Here is a 23,189-nt window from a genome sequence, read left to right as displayed (position 1 = left end):
TAATTATAAAAATAAACACTACATTTATAAAAAATACACAAATAAGGATTTTATTGAAAATAATGCGATAAAAGTGCTGATTTTCAACTATGAAATTTGTTATTAAATCAAATTATAAAACATTACTAATAAAAATACATATTAATAATTATGAAATTCATAAATGTAATTTTACTCTTATTTTTATCTCTTATACTACCTACAACATCAACAGGACAAGTAAAAAGTATAGGATTACCTGACATTAAAAATTACAAGCGAACAGAATATAAAGGCGGAACACAAAACTGGAATATTGACCAGGATAAAAACGGAAATCTTTATTTTGCTAATAATAGTGGTCTTATTAAGTTTGACGGAGCAACATGGTACAAATACTCCTTACCAAATGGTGAAGCAATACGAAGTTTAAAAATTGATGCTACAGGAAGGATTTTTGTGGGAGGAAATAATGAATTTGGTTATTTTGAAAGCAACAATAAAGGTGCTTTAAAATACACTTCTCTTTCGAAACTAATCGACAAAAAAGCTAATACCAACATCAATCTGATTTGGAGGATACATTTATATAATGGAGAAATTATTTTTCAATCTTTCACCAAAGTTTTCTTTTACAAAAACAACAAAGTAAGATCCATTGATGCTCCAAATAAGTTTCAATTCTCCTTTTTGGTTAATAACAAACTTTACTTTCAGGATAAAGTACTTGGAATATTAGAGTACCGCAACAATAAACTAGTTGCTTTAAAAGGAACTGAGGTCTTTAATGATAAAGAAATTTGGTCGGTGTTTCCTTTACCTAACAACAGACTACTTTTAGCGACCTTAGAAAAAGGTTTATTTGTTACAGATGGAAAAACAGTTCAGCCTTGGGAAACTGAAGCAAATGACTTTATAAGAAAGAACAGTTCACTTGGCGGTTGCATCATTAGAAACAAATTCATCATTCTTAATTCTGTTTTAAACGGCTTTATCGTATGTGATCTCAACGGAAAGATAGTCCAACACTTAAACCGTCAAAAAGGACTTCAAAACAACACCATTCTAACTTCATTTGTTGATAATAAAAATAATTTATGGCTGGGATTAGATAATGGAATAACATTCGTAAACGAAAATTCGCCTTTTACTTTTTTCGATTACAGTTACAACATAGGAACAGTGTACTCATCTGTTTTGCACAATGGCATCTTATATGTTGCCACCAATCAAGGTTTATTCTATCACACCTGGAACAAACCTTTTAAAGACGAACCCTTTAACAGAATCGAAGGAACAATTGCTCAGGCCTGGAATGTACAGATCATTAACAATACACTACTATGCGCCAGCAATAGCGGCGCATTGGTCATTAAGGATAATAAGGTTTCAAAAGTACTGGACAATAAAGGATATTTTGGTTTTAAAGCGATTCCCAATCATGAAAATTATTTTATTGGAGAAAGTTATAATGGTTTTTCTATTTTTAGAAAAGATGCAAATGGAATTGAATACGTTAATCAGGTCGAAGGATTTGACGAAATAACCAACACCTTTGAAACCGAATTAGACCAAAATTATCTGTGGCTAAAGAAAGATCCTTATTTATACCAAATGACACTTTCAGATGACTTAAAGAGATTTGAATCGATCAAAAAACACACTCAAATAGCGCAGACACATAAAGGCATCAACAGCATTCAGGTCATCAATAAGAAAATTTATTTTCAGGTTAAAAATCACTTTTACCGCTTTTCAAGAGAGCAGGAAGCTTTTTTTGAAGATGTAAAAATGACTACCCTTTTTAAAAACACACCACAAATCAATACGGTTATTGAAGATTCCAATGGAAACCTCTGGTACGGTTTTAACGAATCTTTAGGCGTACTATTTAAAGATAAAACGGGTGCTTTTACTAAAAAAGAAGCTCCTTTTTCTAACCTCGCCGGAAATCTGGTCAACAATTATATATCGGTAAATACAATTGATCCAAATAATATTTTTATTGGGCTAACGGACGGTTTAACGCATTATGATTCTAAAATTTCAGAAAAATTCATTACCAAACCGAAGGCTTTTATTGAGAGCTTTTCGTTTCCAAATGACACTATTCTAATAGGAAATCTACGTGCAGTGACAGATAACGAAATTACTTTACCATACAGCTCTAATCACGTAAAATTCACCTTTTCCTCTCCTACTTATGAAAATCAGGAAAAACTATTGTACTCTTATAAATTAGAACCTTTTGACGACAATTGGAGGAATTGGTCTACCGTGGCAATAAAAGAATACACCAACTTAAGAGAAGGCAATTACACTATGAAAATCAGAGCGAAAAACAGCTACGGAGTAATCTCTGATATAAATGAAGTTGCTTTTAAAATAGCACCGCCCTGGTACAGACATTTCATTGCATATTTAATTTACTTCCTGCTTGTAATCGGTGCAATCTACATTACTTCCAATAGAGTTCAGTCAAAAATCAGAAAGAACAAATATTACGAAACAATCGAACAACGAAGATTGTATCTTGAAAAAGAATCTAAGATCAGACACGAACAGCACGAACTTGAAAAAGAAATTGAGAAACTAAAAAGCGACAAACTTCAAATAAAAATTCTGGCGAAAGACAAGGAATTGGTAAGCAATTCACTTCAGGTTGTAAAGAAAAACAAAGTATTAAACGGGATTATTCATAAACTAAAAGACATTGACACAAACATTCTGGATGATACTACAAAATTCGAATTCAACAAATTACACCGAAGCATTGTAAAAGAAGTAAACACAGACAAAAGCTGGAAGGATTTAGAAAAACACATTAAAAACGTACACTTTGAATTCCTTAAAAGATTAAAAGAAAAATACCCTACTATTTCACCTCGTGAACTGGATTTATCCACTTATCTTTTGATGAATATGTCGACAAAGGAGATAGCCGAGATCATGAATATTTCCGGTGGAGGTGTCGAACTTGCACGTTATCGTTTAAGAAAAAAACTAGGCTTAAACAAAAAAGAAAACCTAATCGGTTTTCTAATGAGTATTTAACCAAAACAATAACGCCATCATAATGATGGCGTTATTGTTTGTGTTTGTTTTTATAAAAATTAAATAAAATCCAATGATCGCTCTAACGCCATTCCTCTGGAACCTTTAATTAAAATAGTACTGTCATTAAAAGCTATTGTTTTTAAATAAGCAGCAAAAGCATCAAAGGTTTCAAAAAACTGAACATGATCGTTCGAAACTTTATGCTCATAAAACGCCTTACCAATCATATAACAATTCGCCTTGTTTTGATTTAAAAGCAAATCCAGAAGAAGCTTGTGCTCCTCTTTACTTTCATCACCCAATTCGAACATATCGCCCAGTATCATAATTTTGTTTTGATTCTCCAATTGCAAAAAGTTAGCAATAGCAACTGCCATACTACTAGGATTAGCATTGTAAGCATCTAAAATAATCTGATTTGATCCTTTTTTCAATAATTGTGATCTGTTGTTATCCGGTACATAACTTTCAATCGCTCCTTTTATAGCAGTTTTATCCACCTCAAAGTAAGTTCCAATTGCTACCGCAGCATTAATGTTATTCGCATTATACAAGCCAATAAGATTCGATTTTACATTGAAGCTATCATATTCAACATTCACTAAAGGATTTGCTTCTACAGCCTTAATTTTAAGATCTGCATGTTCCTTTAGTATTCCAAATGTAAATGCTTTTAGGTCTTTTGTTTTTTCTACCTGGATAGGATCTTCAAGATTAACAAAAACCCTTTTATTATTTTTAGAGAGATACTGATACATTTCACTTTTACCCTGTATCACACCTTGTACTCCACCAAAACCTTCTAAATGTGCTTTTCCAAAGTTGGTGATATAACCATAATCCGGAAGTGCTATTTCACATAAAAATTCAATTTCTTTTTTGTGATTCGCTCCCATTTCAACAATACCAATCTCAGTATCTTTTGTAAAAGACAATAATGTTAGCGGAACTCCAATATGATTATTTAAATTTCCTATAGTCGCTTTTGTCCTGAACTTTTTAGACAAGACCACATTAATAAGCTCTTTGGTAGTTGTTTTTCCATTACTTCCTGTTAGCGCGATAATAGGCAACTTCAAATAAGAACGGTGAAATTTTGCCAGCTCCTGAAGTGTTTGCAAACTATTTTCGACTAAAATGGTTCGATCATCGATCTCATAGTCTTTATTATCAATTACAACAAACAAAGCCCCTAGATCAAGCGCTTGTTGTGCAAAAGTATTGGCGTCAAAATTTTCGCCTTTAATAGCAAAAAACATAGAATCTTTTTCAATCTTTCTTGTATCAATTGAAACAGACTTACATTTCAAAAACAAATTATGAATGTCCTGAATATTCATTTATAAACATTTTTAAAAAACAAAAGCCCTTATAAAGGGCTTTTGTTACAATTAAATATATTGTTAGTTTCTTGGTGACTTTCTCTTTTCAGCTTTAGAACCAACTCTTGACATAGCACATCTAAATCCGATGTAATCTGTTGCCATATCCTGAGGGAAGTATCTTCTTTGAGCAGGATCTAACCAGTAAGCTCTATCTCTCCATGAACCTCCTTTGTAAACTCTTACTTTATCATCGATCAAAGTAGTACGTTTACTAGAATTGTCATATTTTCTACTCATTTGACCTAAACTGTCTGTTGTAATATTATGCTTAGGCGCATTGTACATAGTTTGATCATTTTTAGCTCCAGATTCTGGATCTCCAAAATCAAAATACTTAGATGATTGTTTATCACCATCTCTAAAGTTGATATTGTCGCTTGTACTAAAGTTTAATCTTAAGTATGTTTCGTTTTCATCAACTGGTACCTGAGCAATTTCTCCCGGAAGATTTCTTGCTACAACTTTACCATTACTTAAAGTATCGTATTTGATATTATCTTTAGTGATGATTTCAAGTTTACCATCTTTACCAATTTTGTTTTTACCGTATTGATTTCCTCTGTAGTAGTTGAAATCATTCGCTTCATTATCAATAATTGGTCTGTAAACGTCAGCAACCCATTCTGCAACGTTACCTGCCATATCGTACAATCCGAAATCGTTTGGCGCGTAACTTTTTACAGCATTTGTAATATCTGCTCCATCATCTGACCAACCAGCAATTCCACCGTAATCACCGTTTCCTTGTTTGAAGTTAGCCAATTGATCACCTCTGTTTTTACGTTTGTTTGAACGAGTGTAATCTCCAGACCAAGGATATTTCTTTTGTCCTTTGTATATATTGTACTCTCTTTGTCCAACATCTGCAGCTGCAGCATACTCCCATTCTGCTTCAGTAGGAAGTCTGTATTCAGGAAGAATAACTCCTGAAGAACGCTGTACATATACATTTTTAGCTTCCGGTGTAGTACCGTCTTTACCTGGTTTCAATCTTTTTCCACTTGGATTTTTCTTCAAAACAAGTTCTTCGTTTCCTCCGTAAGTAGTAGAAGGAGATGCAAGATAAGCTTCTGTATTAAATACACTTTCAGCACTTACATCTTGTGTTTTAGCTCCTCTTTTAAGGTAACCTTCTTTTTCTAAAACAGCTTCGTTTACACGGTCTGTTCTCCATTTACTAAATTCAACAGCCTGAATCCAGTTAACTCCAACTACTGGGTAGTTAGCGTAAGCAGGGTGTCTTAAATAGTTGTTTGTCATCGTTTCGTTGTATCCTAAACGATTTCTCCAAACTAATGTATCAGGAGATGCTCCTGCATAAATATTTCTGTAATTTTCTTCTGTTGGTGGAAAAACTTTCTTAAGCCATTCCAAATACTCTAAGTACATACCATTCGTAACCTCAGTTTCATCCATATAAAAGGACTGAACGTGCTGTTGCGTTGGAGTATTATTCCAATCATGCATAACATCATCTTGTACTTTACCCATAGTAAACGTACCTCCTTCAACAAAAACCAAACCAGGACCAGCCTGTTGTTTTTTTCCTGCATTTCTAGCAGCAGTTCCATTCTGACTATCTACATCCCAACCGGTTGCTTTAGAAGCTCGACTATTGGAACTCGATTTTTTGCTACAACTAGCCGTGCCTAACATCAATACTATTGACATCATTAAGTGCAGGGCCACAATTTTGTTTACTTTCATACTCATTCTTAGGTGATAAATTTAGGTGTTGCAATATAATAATTAACATTTAATTAGCAACATTGTTTCTAATAATTTTATTTAGTTGTTTTTTACTAGAAATTAGCCTATAGTTATGGATGCAAAAATAAGATATTTATCGTTCACTTTAACATAAAATACTATATTTTTACTTACTAAAAATAAATTAAATTTAATTCTGTTTTCAAAACAAGATGAAACAAGCCCTGATCGTATATCTTTTACTTCTCTCTTTTACCTCATTTTCCCAGATAAATGGGAGCTTTACGCTGGATTGGCAAAGCAAAAAAGAGACGAGTTTTGGTACAGAAAAAATAATCATACCCACCTTCACAGGAAACTCATTTAGATTCGATATTACTAAAAAAAGCATAACATTGTTAACAAAGTTACCCGAATCAAACTACTCAATTAGTAATACTTTACTCCTGTCTAACATAATTTATGAATCAGTTTCGAGTACAGAGCTGGGAAATTTAACACTTGAAAACATCCCAAACCAACCCAATGAGACGCTAAAAATTGCAAGAACGAGAAGCAGGAACGATGCTTTTATTTCTCTCCATCCGATTGTAAGAGACGGAAGCGGTTTTAAAAGAATCAAATCCTTCACTTATTCTGTAAATACAAGTACATCGCAAAGCATTAATTTTTCTTCTCAAAAGACAAAAGCAATTTCCAATTCTGTTTTAGCAACAGGGGAATGGTACCGCTTTTACATCGAAAAATCAGGCGTGTATAAAATTTCCAGATCGTTTTTACAAAGCCTTGGTTTTGACCCGGGAAAATCGGATCCCAGAAGAATTAAAATCTATGGAAATGGCGGAAAAATGCTTCCATTAGCCAATAACCAATACACAGCTGACGATTTAACTGAGAACGCTATTCAAATAATTGGAGAAAATGACGGAACGTTTAACAATGAAGATTACATTCTATTTTACGGAGAAGGAGTAGACAATTGGAATACAGAAAGTCAAACCAATCTTAATTTATACAACACTAAATCCTATTATTACATAACGGCTTCAGGAAACGAAGGAAAGCGCATCGCCCCATTAAATCAGCCTACCGGAAGCAGCACATTAGAAATTAATACGTTTGATGACTACCAGTACCACGAAATAGACCAAACAAACATTGCACGATTAGGACGTCAATGGTACGGAGAATCATTTGATATCAACAATGAACAGGAATTTGACTTCAACTTTCCTAATATAGAAGTTTCTGTCCCTGTAAAAATAGCTATAAGCGCCGCTTCTGCAGCCTACACCCCTACTTCGTTTTCCGTTACTGCCAACGGTCAAAATATAGGCACAATAAATTTTAATGCATTGGCCGCAAGTTCAGAAACAAGGTTTTACGATGGGCAATTACCCTCAAATACTACATTTACAGGAGCACAAAACATAAAAATAAAGCTTACCTATAATAATAACGGTGTTCCGGGATCAAAAGGTTATCTGGATTACATCAATTTAATTGCCAAAAGAAAATTGTTAGGAACCGGAAAGCAATTTAAATTTCAATATGACTTAGCAGCATCAAACATAGGAATTGTTAACTACACTATTGGAAACGCTTCAACTATTCCGCAAATTTGGGATATTACAGACCTATATAATGTATCCAAAATCGAAAACGCAAATCAAGCTAGCTTTAGCTTTAAAGCCAACCTAGGTGAAATCCGAAAATACATTGCACTTGAAGCTTCCGATTATTTTACTCCTTTAAAAGAAAGCCAATCAAAAGTTACCAATCAAAATCTCAAAGGGACTCTACTTAAAAACACCCAAAACAGCTTTCAAGACATTGACTACGCTATTATAGCACCTAAAAACTTGGTTTCTCAAGCTGAAAAACTGGCGAGTTTCCATCGCACCACATCCAATTTAAGTGTGAAAGTGATTCCGTTAGAGAACATCTATCATGAATTTTCTTCAGGCAAACAAGACATTGCAGCCATTAGAAATTGCATTAAATACATTTATGACAATGCGTCTTCTGCAGATAAGAAAATCAAATACGTCAATCTGTTTGGCGATGCATCATTTGATTACAAGGACAGAATTTCAAACAACACTAATATTGTACCTATATATCATTCATTAATTAGTAATACTATAGGAGAAATTGCTTTTGCATCAGATGATTTTTATGGCCTTATGGATGCTGATGAAGGAAATGTAGTCTCTTTTTTTGGAGGTATTGATATTGCAATTGGAAGAATGCTTGTTTCAGATAACGCACAAGCTCAGGAAATGGTCAACAAAGTACTGGAATACCATGACATTAAATCATACGGAAACTGGCGAAACAACTTTGTATTAATCAGCGATGATTCTGACAAGAGTTCTGACGCTACGCTGCAAGTACGCCAAAACAACTTAGCCGACGTTATTGCAACTGAAAAGCCTTTTTTTAACATTGACAAAATATTTCTTGACTCTTATACACAGGAGGCTTCTGCCGGAGGATCACGATATCCAAAAGCCAGAACCGACTTTTTTAACGCTTTCGAAAAAGGTGCTTTAGTCTTTAATTATTTAGGACATGGTGGAGAAGATGGTTTGTCAAGTGAAAGAATCTGGGAGAAATCAGATAGCCAAAATTTAAACAACCAATACAAATATCCATTATTCATAACGATTACCTGCGAATTCTCAAGATTCGATGATCCAACGAGACCGACAGCAGGTGAATATATTTACTGGAATACAAAGGGCGGCGCCATTTCTCTGCTTACGACTATTCGATCTATAGGACAAACAAATGCAGAAAACTTCAATGACGGATTAACGAAAAACCTGCTCTCCTACAATTCAAATCAGTATCCTACGATTGCCGAAGCACTTAGAATCTCCAAAAATGAGAATCCAAGTTCCGCAAGCAATGTTATTTTTTATATTGGTGATCCAGCTTTAATGCTGGCAATTCCAAAACCTAAAATTAATTTAACAAAGGTAAATGACATCGTGATTTCACAACCTATTCCGGATTTGAAATCACTCTCAAAAATCAAAATCACCGGAGAAATTACAGACGAAAATAATACCCTTTTAAGCAATTACAATGGCGAATTGGCAACCGCAATTTTTGACAAGATTGTAACACGTTCTACATTAAACAACGATGGTTATAGCCCTGCGATGTCATTTAAAAATTTAGGTGAAACCATTTTTAGAGGAAATGCTTCTGTAAAAAATGGTCAGTTTGAATTTAGTTTTGTTGTTCCCAGAGACATCAGAATTCCTGTTGACAATGGCCGAATCAGCTTTTACGCCAAAAAGAACAGTGCTCTTGAAAATCAGACAGGTTATAATAATATCATAAAAATAGGTGGTATTAATGAAAATGCACCTGAGGACAATATAAGTCCAAAAGTTAAGTTATATATGAATGATGAAACATTTGTTTCAGGCGGAATTACAAATAGTTCCCCATTTTTATTAGCCTTTTTAGAAGATGAAAACGGAATAAATACCGCCAGCGGTATAGGGCATGATATTGTAGCAATTTTAGATGGAGACGAGAGTAATCCTTTTATTTTAAATGATTATTACCAAACAAAATTAGACGATTATACCAACGGAAACTTGCGTTTTCCGTTACGAAATTTAGAAGCAGGATTACACACAATAAGTTTTACAGCGTGGGATGTTTACAATAATCCTGTTACAAGCGAAATACAATTTATAGTTGTTGGAGATGAATCTCTAACTTTATCACACGTTCTTAATTATCCAAATCCATTTTCGACATACACCCAATTTTGGTTTTCACACAACAGACCTTACGAACCACTGGACGTTCAGGTGCAAGTAATGACCATAACTGGAAAGGTTGTCTGGACCAAAAATCAAGTAATTACAACAGAAGGTTTCCTATCTCGCGAAATAACTTGGGACGGAAAAGACGATTTTGGTGATAGAATCGGAAAAGGTGTTTATATTTACAAGCTGACTGTAAAATCTAATTTAACAAATAAGAAAGCAGAAAAGTACGAAAAACTCGTCATATTGTAATAATCAATCTATATATTTGTACCATAAATTCATATTTGCATAAATGAAAAAAATATCTCTACTATTAACTTGCCTATTTATTATTTCGATCGCGAAAGCTCAAGACATCGTTCGTCCGATTACAACCGGAGTACCCTTTTTATTAGTTGCTGCAGACGCAAGAGCAGCCGGACTCGCTGATCAGGGTGTCGCAACATCTGCCGATGCTTTTTCTCAACAATGGAATCCCGCAAAATATGCTTTCGCAGAAGACAAACATGGTTTTTCAGTAAGTTATACGCCTTACTTAACCGATTTAGCAAACGACATCTCTCTGGGTCAAGTAACCTATTACAACAAATTCAATGAAAGAAGTGCCTTTGCAGGAAGCTTCAGATATTTTGGCTTTGGAGACATTGAGCTAAGAAGAACCGGAGAACCTAACGAAGTACCAAATGTTGTATCGCCAAATGAATTTGCCTTTGACGGTTCGTACTCATTAAAACTGAGTGAAAAATTCTCTATGGCTATTGGTGCAAGATATATTCGTTCTAACTTAAAAATTGCTTCAGAAGATGTTGATGCATCACCTGCAAGTACTTTTGCAGTTGACGTAGCAGGTTTCTATCAGTCTGAGGAAATTGCTTACAGCAGTTTTAACGGTAGATGGAGAGGTGGTTTTAACCTTCAAAACTTAGGTCGAAAAATAAGTTATGACAATGACGATTTAAGTGCAAACTTCTTACCTGCTAACCTAAGAGTTGGTGGAGGATTCGATTTTATTCTGGATGATTACAATAAGATAGCCGTAAGTGTCGAGCTAACAAAACTTTTAGTACCAACTCCTCCGGGACCTGGAACTCCTGTAGATCTTAATGGTGACGGAGATTATACAGATGATGGAGAAATTACGCAAGAGCAAGCGAATACGATAAGCTACAATAAATACAATGACATAAACTGGGTTTCTGGAATATTCAAATCTTTTGGAGATGCACCTGATGGATTTAGTGAAGAGCTAAAAGAAATCACATATAGTGTAGCTGGTGAATATACCTATCAGGATTCATTTGCAGTTCGAGCAGGATATTTTCATGAAAGCCCGATGAAAGGTGCAAGACAATTCTTCTCTTTAGGAGCAGGATTCAAATACAATGTTGTAAAAGTTGACGTTTCATACTTATTTTCATCATCAAAAGTTAAAAATCCGTTAGAAAACACACTTCGTTTTTCTTTAACGTTTAACTTTGGCGACAAATATGAAACCTATTAAGCTAAAAAATTAAAAACTAATTATATAATCCAAATTTCTACAACAGTAGAGATTTGGATTTTTTTTCCCTTAAAAAGAATGAAAGAAATAAGCATTACAACATCATTTTTAGAATACGATTCGCTAACAGATCTTCCACAAGACATACAGAGTTTAATGGATCAGGCTGTTGAAGTCCGTAAAAAAGCATACGCACCTTACTCGCAATTTAGAGTTGGAGCAGCTTTACTTTTAGATAACGGCAAGGTAATCGTTGGATCTAATCAGGAAAATGCCGCTTATCCATCGGGATTGTGCGCAGAACGTGTTGCCATTTTTCATGCAGGAAGTGTTTATCCTGAAGCGAAAATTTTAAAAATGGCAATTACTGCAGCTTCGGACACGAATCAGACAAAAGCACCAATTCCACCGTGCGGGTCTTGCAGACAGTCAATTGCAGAATATGAAATCAAGCAGGACACTCCAATCGAGATTTATTTTATGGGTGAAATTGGCACTATTTACCAATCGGCTTCCTTAAAAAATTTGCTCCCTTTTATGTTCGATAAAAAGTTCTTGTAAAAAAAGAACCAAAAAGTACCTTTTAAATTTTAGTTCTTAAACGGAATGTCTTATTTTTGCATCCCGACCTTTCGGGCGCAAATTTGTGGGAGGAAACTATTTTGCGTTACAGGCAACAATCGATAACACAAACAAACTTTAGCAAAAGAAAGAATTCAGATGAAAGAAATTACAAAAGAGGTATACTTAAAGTGGTACGAAGACATGCTACTTTGGAGAAAGTTTGAAGACAAACTTGCAGCATTATACATTCAACAAAAAGTTAGAGGTTTTCTACACTTATATAATGGACAGGAAGCTGTACTAGCAGGTGCTTTGCATGCTATGGACCTGACTAAAGACAAAATGATTACTGCTTACAGAAATCACGTTCAACCAATTGGTATGGGCGTTGATCCAAGACGTGTAATGGCTGAACTTTTAGGAAAAGCAACAGGAACATCTAAAGGTATGGGTGGTTCTATGCACATTTTCTCAAAAGAACACCGTTTTTACGGAGGTCACGGAATCGTAGGTGGACAAATTCCGGTAGGAGCTGGTTTAGCTTTTGCTGATAAATATTTTGAAACTGGCGGCGTTACTATGACTTATTTTGGTGATGGAGCTGCTAGACAAGGTTCTTTACACGAAGCTTTCAACATGGCTATGTTATGGAAATTACCTGTTGTATTTATTGTTGAAAACAATGGTTACGCAATGGGAACATCTGTAGAAAGAACTGCAAACCATACTGATATCTGGAAACTTGGTTTAGGATACGATATGCCTTGCGGACCAGTTGACGGAATGAATCCTGTAAAAGTTGCTGAAGCTATGACTGAAGCAATTGATAGAGCCCGTCGTGGTGACGGACCAACTTTCCTTGAAATGAAAACGTACCGTTACAGAGGACACTCTATGTCTGATGCACAATTATACCGTTCTAAAGAAGAGGTTGAAGAGTACAAAAAAATTGACCCTATTACTCAGGTTTTAGATGTAATCACGGATCAAAAGTTTGCTACACCAGAAGAAATTGAAGTAATTGACCAAAGAGTTAAAGACTTGGTTGAAGAATGTGTGAAATTCGCTGAAGAATCTCCATATCCTGAATTGCAACAATTGTATGATGTAGTATACGCACAAGAAGACTATCCATTCACACCTCATAAACTATAATATATTATGGCGATTAAAGTAACAATGCCTCGTTTGAGCGATACTATGACGGAAGGAACGGTAGCGACTTGGTTAAAAAAAGTAGGCGACAAAATTAGCGAAGGAGATATCCTTGCTGAAATTGAAACAGACAAAGCAACAATGGAGTTCGAATCTTTCAACGAAGGAACTCTTTTACATATCGGAATTCCTGCTGGAGAAACTGCTCCAGTTGATTCATTATTAGCAATCATTGGTAACGAAGGTGAAGATATTTCTGCTCTATTGAGCGGTGGAGATGCACCTGCTGCTGAAGCTCCAAAAGCTGACGCTGCTCCTGCTGCTAAAACAGAAACTCCTGCTCCTGCAGCAAAAGCTGCTACAGAATTACCTAAAGGTGTTGTAGTTGTAACTATGCCACGTTTAAGTGATACAATGACAGAAGGAACTGTAGCAAGCTGGTTGAAAAAAGTTGGTGATGCTGTTGCTGAAGGTGATATCCTTGCAGAAATCGAAACAGACAAAGCAACAATGGAATTCGAGTCTTTCAATGCAGGAACTTTATTGTACATTGGAATTCAAGAAGGAAACACTGCGCCAGTTGATAGCTTATTAGCTATTATTGGACCTGCAGGAACTGATATTTCAGGAATTGCTGAAAATTATACTGCCGGAGGAACTGCAACTGCGAGTGCTCCTGCAACTGAAGAAACAAAAGCTGCACCTGCTGCCGAAAAAGCACCGGAAGCTGCTGCTGAAACTTCAAACGGAAGAATCTTAGCTTCACCATTAGCAAAGAAAATTGCTTCTGACAAAGGAATTCAATTAAATCAGGTTAAAGGATCAGGAGAAAACGGACGTATCGTAAAAAGCGATATCGAAAACTTTACTCCATCTGCAACTGCAAAACCTGCTGCAACTGAAGCTGCTGCCGGAAAATCAGAAACTGCTGCACCTGCTGCACCAAAAGTTTTTGTTCCTGCAGGAGAAGTTTTCACAGAAGAGATCAAAAACTCTCAAATGCGTAAAATTATCGCAAAACGTCTTGCTGAATCATTATTCACAGCTCCTCATTACAACTTAGTAATCGAAGTAAGCATGGATGACGCAATGCATGCAAGAACAACTATTAATTCTGTACCGGATACAAAAGTATCTTTCAACGATATGGTAATTAAAGCTTGTGCGTTAGCATTGAAAAAACACCCAAAAATTAATTCTCAGTGGAAAGAAGATGCTATCATCATTAACCACCACGTTAATATTGGTGTTGCTGTTGCTGTTGAAGACGGATTAGTAGTTCCTGTATTAAGATTTACAGATGCTATGAGTTTATCTCAAATTGGAGCTAGCGTAAGAGATTTAGCAGGAAGAGCTAAAAACAAAAAACTTGGGCCACAAGAAATGGAAGGAAGTACTTTCACTGTTTCTAACCTTGGAATGTTTGGTATTACTGAATTTAATTCAATCATCAACCAACCAAACTCTGCAATCCTTTCTGTAGGTGCAATTGTAGAGAAACCAGTAGTTAAAAACGGTCAGATTGTAGTAGGAAACACAATGATGTTATCATTAGCTTGTGACCACAGAACAATTGACGGTGCAACTGGAGCTCAATTTTTACAAACATTAAAACAATACATCGAAAGCCCAGTTACAATGTTGGCATAAATCGATTGTTTTTACATATTTAGATCCCGTTCTGATAAATCAGAACGGGATTTTTTTATTACTTTAGATTCTTCAATCCAATACAAAACAAAATGAAAAAAACCTGCTTACTAATCTTATTCCTATCTGTTCTGGCTTGTCAGAAGAAAGAGACTGCCGAAACCGCAGCAACAACTGTTAAAGATGAACATACTTTTGCTAAACCGGAACTTGCCGTTGTAAAACACTTGGATCTTGATGTAAAAGTTGATTTTGACACACAAACCCTTACCGGAAAAGCTTCTTGGGATATTGACAACATTAGCAAAGGAAACGAAATTATATTTGACGAAAATACACTTGAGATTACTAAAGTAACGTTGGGTGACGAAGAAAAAGAAACAAAATTTGAATTAGGAAAAGAAGTTGAGTTTCACGGAAAAGCACTTCACGTGACTATCGAACCAACGACAACCAAAGTCAATATTTATTATAAAACAAGTAAAGACGCTGTCGCATTGCAATGGCTTACTCCTGCACAAACTGCAGATAAAAAGAAACCTTTCTTATTCTCACAAGGAGAAAGTATTTGGTCCCGCACGTGGATTCCATGCCAGGATTCGCCGGGAGTTCGTTTTACATACGATGCAAAAGTTACCGTTCCTAAAGATTTATTAGCCGTAATGAGCGCCGTAAATCCGCAGAAGAAAAATGATACTGGAGTTTATACTTTCAAACAAGACAAAGCTATTCCATCTTATTTAATGGCAATTGCTGTGGGAGATTTAGAATTTCAATCTATCGACAACAGAACCGGAGTTTACGCAGAACCTTCAATGCTGAAAAAATCAGCTTGGGAATTTGCTGAACTTGGAAATATGGTTGTAGCTGCTGAAAAACTTTACGGACCATACCGTTGGGGACGTTACGATGTTTTGGTTCTACCTCCAAGTTTCCCTTACGGCGGAATGGAAAATCCAAACCTAACATTTTTAACTCCGGGCGTTATTGCCGGAGATCGTTCGTTAACTAGCTTATTAGCACATGAATTAGGCCATAGCTGGAGCGGAAACTTAGTTACAAACGCAACTTGGGATGATATTTGGTTAAACGAAGGTTTTACAACTTATGTAGAACATCGAATTGGAGAAGCTATTTTTGGAAAGAAAGAATTTGAAATGCAAAACGTTATCACTCGTAAAGAACTAGTTGATAATGTTGCCGAATATGGAGATACAAATCCTGATACGAGATTGAAAGTTTCTTTAACAGGAAGAAATCCTGATGACGGAATCAGTTTAATTCCTTATGTAAAAGGATATGCTTTTTTAAGAGTTATTGAAAATGCTGTTGGTCGTGAAAAATTTGATGTTTTTATTAAAAATTATTTTGATGCACATGCTTTTCAGTCAATAACTACAGAAGATTTTGTAAAGTATTTGAATGAAAATCTTATTAAAGATGATAAAGCTCTGGCTGATAAAATAAAATTAGAAGACTGGATTTACAAACCGGGAATTCCTTCAAACATAACTACTGTAAGTTCTGCTGATTTTGATGCAATTGATAAAATCCAAAAAAGCTGGAGAGAAACAGGTCTAAAAGGATTGAACCAAAAAATCACAACAACCAGTGAAAAACAATATTTCATTGATCATCTTCCAACAGATATTACTTCAAAAGAAATGGAAGCGATCGATGGTGAATTTAACTTTACAAAAGGCGGCAATTTCATTATAAAACGTCAATGGTTCGTGCAGGCAATTCGTCATCAATACAAAGCTGCAAATCCTGCAATTGAACAATTTTTAATCGGAATTAGCAGAACAGGATCTGTAATGATGCTATATAAAGAATTAGCTAAAACTCCGGAAGGAAAAGCCTGGGCAAAAGAGATATTTGAAAAAGCAAAACCAGGATACCACCAAACAACAACCTTAGCTGTTGGAGATTTATTGAAATAAATTCTTCATCACACAACTTCAAAACAGGCTTTCTCTAAGGGAAAGCCTGTTTTTTTTATACTTTTTCTTCACAAAAAACACCTCAGGGAAAATTGTCCATTACATGGCGTAAATTCTCCATGTTCTAAAATCTGTCATCGTCGCATCTTTGTAATGTCAAAAGACAACAACTAATTAATAACATAAAAATTAAATAAGATGACACGATTAATAGCATTAAACCCAGAAGAAGCAACAGGAAAAACTAAAGATTTATTCAATGCCGTACAAGCTAAACTTGGCGTTGTTCCTAACATGATGAGAACAATGGGGAATTCTCCAGCAGTTTTAGAAGGATACTTAAACTTTAGCGGCGCATTAAGCCACGGAAAACTAAATGCAAAAACAGGCGAATTATTAGCTTTGACAGTTTCAGAAAGCAATTCATGTGATTACTGTGTAGCGGCTCACACTTTTATTGGAGGTAAATTATTAAAAACCGATCCACAAGTTTTACACGATGCAAGAACAGGAGACTCTAGTGATGCAAAAACAGCAGCTATCCTTCAATTTGCTAAAACATTAATTTCTAAAAACGGATTAGTAAGCAATGAAGATGTAAACGCAGTAAAAAATGCAGGTCTTTCTGAAGCAGAAATTGCAGAAACTGTAGCACATGTAGCTTTGAATGTTTTAACGAACTATTTCAACAATACTGCGAATACAGAAATTGATTTCCCAGCGGTTCCAGCTTTGGAATTACAAAAATAATTCAAACAAAAAACAAGCTATAAAGATAGTTGTGAATCGTTTCATGACTATCTTTATATTTCCAAAAAACAGCATTTAACATGAGCAATCAAAATGTTTATACCCTGATTAATCCACAAACAGGTAATCTGGCTTTTAAACTGCTTCCGTTTGGCGACAATAGTCATTTTGATCATTTACAACGTAATAATTATTTTTCTTTAATTTGGATTACCAAAGGAAAAGGCAAAGTGAAAGCGGATTTTGCAGAGCATCAATTTGAAGAAAACTCGCTCCTCGCCTTCTCTCCTTATCAGCCTTTTATGCTTTGTGTAAACGAACCAATTGAAGGAATCGCAATTCACTTTCACCCTGATTTTTATTGTATTCATTACCATCAAAAAGAAGTTTCCTGCAATGGCGTTTTATTCAACAATGTTTATCAGCCACCATTTACAATAATTACAGAGGAAGCTGCAACAACTTTTAAAATGGTTCTTGATCAGATGAAAATTGAAATGCAAAATTCTGAATTAGCGCAATATGAATTGCTAATTTCTTATTTAAAAATCTTTTTAATCACCGCCTCGAGACTAAAAAACCAACAGCTTGAAGAGATGAACGCTGTTCCAGATGCTAAAGAGCCGCTAATTTTACAAAGTTTAATAGATGCGATTGAACTGAATTTCAAAACCAAACATTCTGCAGGTAATTATGCTGATATGCTCAACATTTCTGCAAAAGCACTCGCCAAATTATCGAAGAATTATTTCAACAAAACCCTGACAGATCTAATTGCCGAACGCATTATAATCGAAGCCAAAAGAGAATTGTACATGACCAATAAATCTGTAAAAGAGATTGCTTACGAATTGGGTTACGATGACGAACATTATTTTAGCCGCTTTTTTAAAACAAATGCTGACGTATCACCTCAGTTGTATCGCGAAACTGTTGGTTTTGGCAAAGCTGAAGCTTAATTTTTGTTTTTAGCTTCGATCCATTTTGCCATGTACTTAGTGCTTTTTAAGGTATGATGCTGCAACAAACTTCCCATAAAGTTATTGAGACGATGATTTTCAGCATCATTTAGCAAAGAAGTTACGACACTGATTAATTCAGAAGCGTAGTTGTTTTTTTGATAACACTCATTTACGATCGCGATTCCGTTTTTCTGAGATTGCAGCCATAGTTTTTCGTCCTGATATAAAGAGGCTGCCTGTTTTGCAAATTCGGTGCTATCATCTGTTATAAAACCATTCCACGGTAAATCGGCATGCATTGCTTCGGCACCAATTGTTGTGGTTACACTCGGCGTACCACATTGCATGGCTTCTAATAATTTTCCTTTTAAACCTGCCCCAAACCGAATTGGCGCTAGGACTACTCTTGCTTGTTTTACAATTTCGTTAGCATCTTCCGCCCTTCCCATAATAAAAAAACCATTTTTAGGCTGATGCAATTGCAAGACTTTTTGCGAAGGATATGCGCCATAAACCTGCAAAACCGCTTCAGAGAATTGTTTTTTTAGCAAAGGCCAAATGGTTTCTTTCAAATACTGAACGGTGTTCCAATTGGGTTCGTGCAGAAAATTTCCGATGAAGACAAAATTATTACGTTCTTCAAAACGAGGTAATTCCAGTAAATGATCTTCAGTCATTTCATCTACCAAAAACGGAAGATAATGAAGTAAAGAAGCATCTATTTTAAAAAGATCATTCAGGACTTTCATTTCGAATTCAGAAATAATAAACGATAAATCACATCTCAGAATACTGGCAATTTCACGCTTTGCTACTTCCTCTGACAATAAATCCTGTAATGTAAAAGTTCTATTTTCTTTAAATGCTTTTTGTCTTGCTGTTCTTAAACAATGCAAATCTTCTGTATCTAATAACCGAATCGCTTTTGGACATTGCTCTGAAACGCGCCAGCCAAATTGTTCCTCGATCATAAAACGGTCAAATAAAACAACATCCGGATTTAGTTCGGTAATAAAAGAATCAAAACTGGCATTATTTAGTTCAATTGTCTTTTTTTCAACGCCATAACTTGCTAAGTCCACCATAAAATCACTGTCTAAAGCCGGACTTGCAAATGTAATGTCAAATCCATTTTGTTTAAAAATAGAGATCAATTGCATCATTCTTCCCCCTGCAGCAGACGATTTAGGTTCCGGCCAGACAAAACCAATAATTAAGAGTTTTTTTATTTGATTCATTTTACTTGTTTGAAGCTACAAAATAATGCATTTTTTACTACTAATTAGACCTCTTTACTAATTTTCGGTTATAAAAAGACTAATTTTGCAGGGTAGAATTTTTGAAAAGAATTATGTTAGGATTAAAATTAGCCACAGACCCAAGATGGGTAACCATCGTTGAATCGAATATCGAAGAAATTTTGACTGATCACGCATGGTGTGAACAAAAAGCAGCTTCGAATGCCATTAGTTTGGTTACTTATAACTCTGAATTAGAGGACTTAGTAACTGAAATGCTTGTTATTGCAAGAGAAGAGCTTGAGCACTTGCAAATGGTACATGATATCATAAAGAAAAGAGGTTTGACCTTGGGACGTGAAAGAAAAGATCATTACGTAAATGAACTTTTTAAATTCATGAAAAAGGATGGCAGCCGTAAAGATGCGCTTTGTGATCGTTTATTATTTTCTGCTATGATCGAAGCACGAAGCTGTGAACGTTTTAAGGTACTTTCAGAGAATATAAAAGATCAGGAACTGGCTAAATTTTATCGTGATCTTATGATTTCAGAAGCGGGTCATTATACTACTTTTTTAGGCTTTGCAAAAAAATATGCAGACAATATAGATGTCGATAAACGCTGGAAAGAATGGATTGAATACGAAACTTCTATTATTACCAATTACGGAAAAAATGAAACTGTACACGGATAATGCTTTGCCATCATTATCAATTATTTACCATTCCTAATCCTAACTAACTTTTGTTATGCCAAAAAATAAATACAAATCGGTGCTATTGAAAGTAGCAAAATACCTTTCCATTACATTTGTTGTTATTTTAAGCTTATTATTTATTACACCTATTGTTTTTGCCGACAAAATCAAAGAACAAATTAAGAAAACGGCTAACGAAAGATTAAGCGCCGAGCTTAATTATTCTGATGTTTATGTGTCGTTTTTTCATCATTTCCCTTCTTTGACCTTAACGTTAAATGATCTGAGCCTAAATGGTTCTGCTCCCTATAAATCTGAAAAATTTATTACCGCAAAAGAGGTTTCTTTTGGAATTAACATTGCCAGCTTAATTTTCAGCAAGGAAGTGAAAATTGACGAAATCTATTTGTCTGATTCTTATATTAATGTAAAAGTAAATCCTAAAGGAGAAGCCAATTACAACATTTACAAATCATCTGCTCAGGTAGAAAAACAAAAAGACAGTTCTGATGCTTCTTTAAAACTGGAACGAATTGAGATCATCAACAGTAAAATAATTTATGACGATCAGTCGACTAAAGTTCATTTTGATGCTTTAGGCTTTAATTATCTTGGAAAAGGCGATTTAAATAAAGCTGTTTTTGATTTATACTCAAAAGCTAAAATCGAAAAATTAAATATTGTTTATGAAGACGAACCGTATTTGATGAACAAGAAAATTGATGCTGACTTAATTACCAAAGTAAACGTAAACTCGTTATCCTTCTTTTTTGAGCAAAACAACTTGAAAATAAATCAGCTTGTAGTCGATTTCAGAGGGAATTTCAATTTCCTGAAAGACGGTTACAACATGAATCTCGTTATAAAATCTAATGATAGTGATCTGTATGATGTTTTTACCGCTTTTCCTCCGAAATACATTACGTGGCTTTCTAAAACGGAATTAAAAGGAAAAACAGATTTACTTTTAACCTTAAAAGGGGACTACATTGCTGCAAAAAATATTGCTCCGGACTTAAATCTTGATGTAAAGTTAGTCGACGGTTTTGTGAACTATGACAAAAGTGCTTTTCCTGTTTCAAATTTAAATCTGGACGTAAAAACCACTATTCCTTCTCTGAATCCTGATTTACTGATTGTAGATTCTAAAAACTTATCGCTTAATGTAGAGAAGGATTATATAAAATCGAAATTTTATATTGAAGGCTTGACAACGTCAAAAATCAATGCTGATTTCAAAGCTAAAATCAACCTTGAAAAACTGAACAAAGGACTTGGAATTCCTGATTTACAATTAAAAGGAATTTTAGTTGGAGATGTAAAAGCAAACGGAACATTTGACAAGGAAAACAATCTTTTTCCGGTTACGAAAGGTGTAATCGATTTGCAAAATGGATATTTGAAAACCAAATATTACCCAAATCCAATTACGAATATTGTAGTTAAAACTAAGATAGAAAACCAAAAAGGAACTTTTCAGGATTTGAAAATCAATCTTAAACCGGCTCAATTTACTTTTGAAGGCAAACCTGTTTATGTATCAGCAGATTTAAGCAATTTTGATGATTTAAATTACGACATTAAAGCCAAAGGTCAGCTTGACGTAGCCCGAATTTACAAAGTGTTCTCGCAAAAAGGACTTGCTTTAGATGGTTCTGTAAAAATGGATCTGGCTTTGAAAGGCAAACAAAGCGATGCTGAAAAAGGAAATTACAGCAAACTTTACAACAAAGGAACGCTGGAATTAAGAAATATTGGAATCGCATCTGAATATTTACCTCAGAAATTTATTGTCAGAGAAGGACTTTTTACCATCAATCAGGATAAAATGACCTTTGATAACTTCCTGGCTGCTTATGGCCAGTCTGATTTTGCTATGAATGGTTATTTACAAAATGTATTTAATTACGCTACTACCAAAACAGGCGTTTTAAGAGGTTCTTTTAAAGTTTCAGCACACTATGTCAATGTAGATGAATTCATGTCTGGTGCTCCTGAAAACAGCCCCGCAAAAGAAACAAACAATGAAACTAAAGGAACTGGTGTTGTTGTAATTCCAAAAAATTTAAATTTACAGTTATTAGCGAATGCTCAAAAAGTAAATTTTGACAAACTAACACTTCAAAATGCTACCGGAAACCTGAAAATGGAAAACGGTAAATTAAGCATGCAGAATACCGGTTTTAATTTAATTGGTACCAAGGTTGGAATGAATGGCAGCTACGAATCTATAAATACTCAAAAAGCATATTTTGATTACGCTATAAAAGCATCTGATTTCGACATTAAAAGAGCTTACAATGAAATTGACGCTTTCAAGAAAATGGTTAGTGCAGCTGAAAAAGCACAAGGAATTGTTTCTTTAGATTATCGTCTAAAAGGCCGATTAAACGAAAACATGGATCCAGTATATCCTTCGCTTGTTGGTGGTGGAACTCTGGCGGTGAAAGATGTCAAAATAAGAGGATTGAAAATGTTTAATGCAGTAAGTAAAAAAACAAGTACAGAAGCTATTAAAAATCCTGATCTGTCAAAAGTTGAAATCAAAAGTACGATCAAAAATAATATTGTAACAGTAGAACGTTTCAAGTTTAAATTTGCAGGTTTCAGACCAAGAATCGAAGGAACATCTAGTTTAGATGGAAAACTAAACATCAAAATGCGTTTAGGATTACCTCCTTTGGGTATTTTTGGAATTCCTTTAACGGTTACCGGAACTCAGGATAATCCTAAAATAAAACTAGGACGAAAAACCGAGGATCTTGCAGAAACTGTAGATACTGAATAAACACAAAAACCT

General features: G+C 34.8%; 14 protein-coding genes. 11 read left to right on the top strand and 3 right to left on the bottom strand.

Annotation, left to right across the window (positions count from 1 at the left end; translation table 11 throughout):
* Nucleotides 1–150 precede the first annotated feature (150 nt).
* Nucleotides 151–3,033: a helix-turn-helix and ligand-binding sensor domain-containing protein gene (locus B0A66_RS21175; protein ID WP_089051843.1), complete on the top strand. Its 2,883-nt coding sequence runs from the start codon at nt 151–153 to the stop codon at nt 3,031–3,033.
* A gap of 59 nt (nt 3,034–3,092) precedes the next feature.
* Here B0A66_RS21175 and B0A66_RS21170 read toward each other — a convergent pair whose 3' ends face one another.
* The gene (locus tag B0A66_RS21170; RefSeq protein WP_089051842.1) at nt 3,093–4,376 is read right to left on the bottom strand and encodes a UDP-N-acetylmuramoyl-tripeptide--D-alanyl-D-alanine ligase; all 1,284 of its coding nucleotides are present in this window, start codon (nt 4,374–4,376) and stop codon (nt 3,093–3,095) included.
* 63 nt (nt 4,377–4,439) lie between these two features.
* Nucleotides 4,440–6,128 (bottom strand): gliding motility lipoprotein GldJ, encoded by a 1,689-nt coding sequence (gene gldJ / locus B0A66_RS21165; RefSeq protein ID WP_089051841.1) that lies wholly within the window; start codon nt 6,126–6,128, stop codon nt 4,440–4,442.
* Between the two features lie 215 nt (nt 6,129–6,343).
* Between gldJ and porU the strand changes: the two genes are divergently transcribed.
* From porU to B0A66_RS21125, 8 genes are all read left to right on the top strand, one after another.
* Nucleotides 6,344–10,177, top strand: a complete 3,834-nt coding sequence (gene porU / locus B0A66_RS21160) for a type IX secretion system sortase PorU (protein ID WP_089051840.1) — start codon at nt 6,344–6,346, stop codon at nt 10,175–10,177.
* A 43-nt stretch (nt 10,178–10,220) separates the two neighbouring features.
* Nucleotides 10,221–11,429 carry a type IX secretion system outer membrane channel protein PorV gene (gene porV / locus B0A66_RS21155; RefSeq protein ID WP_089051839.1) on the top strand — a complete coding sequence of 403 codons (1,209 nt, stop codon included), beginning with the start codon at nt 10,221–10,223 and terminating at the stop codon, nt 11,427–11,429.
* A 78-nt stretch (nt 11,430–11,507) separates the two neighbouring features.
* The gene (gene cdd, locus B0A66_RS21150; protein WP_089051838.1) at nt 11,508–11,990 is read left to right on the top strand and encodes a cytidine deaminase; all 483 of its coding nucleotides are present in this window, start codon (nt 11,508–11,510) and stop codon (nt 11,988–11,990) included.
* A gap of 159 nt (nt 11,991–12,149) precedes the next feature.
* Complete coding sequence (pdhA, locus tag B0A66_RS21145) at nt 12,150–13,148, top strand: pyruvate dehydrogenase (acetyl-transferring) E1 component subunit alpha (RefSeq protein WP_089051837.1); 999 nt, start codon at nt 12,150–12,152, stop codon at nt 13,146–13,148.
* Between the two features lie 6 nt (nt 13,149–13,154).
* The gene (locus B0A66_RS21140; RefSeq protein WP_089051836.1) at nt 13,155–14,798 is read left to right on the top strand and encodes a pyruvate dehydrogenase complex dihydrolipoamide acetyltransferase; all 1,644 of its coding nucleotides are present in this window, start codon (nt 13,155–13,157) and stop codon (nt 14,796–14,798) included.
* A 92-nt stretch (nt 14,799–14,890) separates the two neighbouring features.
* Nucleotides 14,891–16,741, top strand: coding sequence for a hydrolase/aminopeptidase (locus B0A66_RS21135; RefSeq protein ID WP_089051835.1), 1,851 nt, complete (start codon nt 14,891–14,893; stop codon nt 16,739–16,741).
* A gap of 198 nt (nt 16,742–16,939) precedes the next feature.
* Nucleotides 16,940–17,491 (top strand): carboxymuconolactone decarboxylase family protein, encoded by a 552-nt coding sequence (locus B0A66_RS21130; RefSeq protein WP_089051834.1) that lies wholly within the window; start codon nt 16,940–16,942, stop codon nt 17,489–17,491.
* A gap of 80 nt (nt 17,492–17,571) precedes the next feature.
* Nucleotides 17,572–18,450, top strand: a complete 879-nt coding sequence (locus tag B0A66_RS21125) for a helix-turn-helix domain-containing protein (protein WP_089051833.1) — start codon at nt 17,572–17,574, stop codon at nt 18,448–18,450.
* Here the strand turns inward: B0A66_RS21125 and B0A66_RS21120 are convergent.
* Complete coding sequence (locus B0A66_RS21120) at nt 18,447–19,691, bottom strand: glycosyltransferase (RefSeq protein ID WP_089051832.1); 1,245 nt, start codon at nt 19,689–19,691, stop codon at nt 18,447–18,449. The two genes, B0A66_RS21125 and B0A66_RS21120, sit on opposite strands and share 4 nt — an antisense overlap.
* Before the next feature lie 113 nt (nt 19,692–19,804).
* Between B0A66_RS21120 and miaE the strand changes: the two genes are divergently transcribed.
* Together miaE and B0A66_RS21110 are read left to right on the top strand one after the other, a co-directional pair.
* Entirely contained in the window at nt 19,805–20,386 is a 582-nt protein-coding gene (gene miaE / locus B0A66_RS21115) for a tRNA-(ms[2]io[6]A)-hydroxylase (RefSeq protein WP_089051831.1), read from the top strand.
* 55 nt (nt 20,387–20,441) lie between these two features.
* Nucleotides 20,442–23,177 (top strand): AsmA family protein, encoded by a 2,736-nt coding sequence (locus B0A66_RS21110; RefSeq protein ID WP_089051830.1) that lies wholly within the window; start codon nt 20,442–20,444, stop codon nt 23,175–23,177.
* The last annotated feature ends 12 nt before the right edge of the window (nt 23,178–23,189 follow it).

This window comes from Flavobacterium hercynium (genome assembly GCF_002217285.1).
GTDB lineage: Bacteria > Bacteroidota > Bacteroidia > Flavobacteriales > Flavobacteriaceae > Flavobacterium > Flavobacterium hercynium.
Note: the sequence above shows the minus strand (reverse complement) of the source record. Positions and strands in the feature narration are given on the sequence as shown.

Coding starts and splice junctions, on each gene's coding strand:
- porV (WP_089051839.1), top strand. CDS start 10,221: ATGAAAAAAATATCTCTACTATTAACTTGCCTATTTATTATTTCGATC.
- pdhA (WP_089051837.1), top strand. CDS start 12,150: ATGAAAGAAATTACAAAAGAGGTATACTTAAAGTGGTACGAAGACATG.
- miaE (WP_089051831.1), top strand. CDS start 19,805: ATGTTAGGATTAAAATTAGCCACAGACCCAAGATGGGTAACCATCGTT.
- B0A66_RS21120 (WP_089051832.1), bottom strand. CDS start 19,691: ATGAATCAAATAAAAAAACTCTTAATTATTGGTTTTGTCTGGCCGGAA.
- B0A66_RS21110 (WP_089051830.1), top strand. CDS start 20,442: ATGCCAAAAAATAAATACAAATCGGTGCTATTGAAAGTAGCAAAATAC.
- cdd (WP_089051838.1), top strand. CDS start 11,508: ATGAAAGAAATAAGCATTACAACATCATTTTTAGAATACGATTCGCTA.
- porU (WP_089051840.1), top strand. CDS start 6,344: ATGAAACAAGCCCTGATCGTATATCTTTTACTTCTCTCTTTTACCTCA.
- B0A66_RS21170 (WP_089051842.1), bottom strand. CDS start 4,376: ATGAATATTCAGGACATTCATAATTTGTTTTTGAAATGTAAGTCTGTT.
- B0A66_RS21175 (WP_089051843.1), top strand. CDS start 151: ATGAAATTCATAAATGTAATTTTACTCTTATTTTTATCTCTTATACTA.
- B0A66_RS21130 (WP_089051834.1), top strand. CDS start 16,940: ATGACACGATTAATAGCATTAAACCCAGAAGAAGCAACAGGAAAAACT.
- B0A66_RS21135 (WP_089051835.1), top strand. CDS start 14,891: ATGAAAAAAACCTGCTTACTAATCTTATTCCTATCTGTTCTGGCTTGT.
- gldJ (WP_089051841.1), bottom strand. CDS start 6,128: ATGAAAGTAAACAAAATTGTGGCCCTGCACTTAATGATGTCAATAGTA.
- B0A66_RS21140 (WP_089051836.1), top strand. CDS start 13,155: ATGGCGATTAAAGTAACAATGCCTCGTTTGAGCGATACTATGACGGAA.
- B0A66_RS21125 (WP_089051833.1), top strand. CDS start 17,572: ATGAGCAATCAAAATGTTTATACCCTGATTAATCCACAAACAGGTAAT.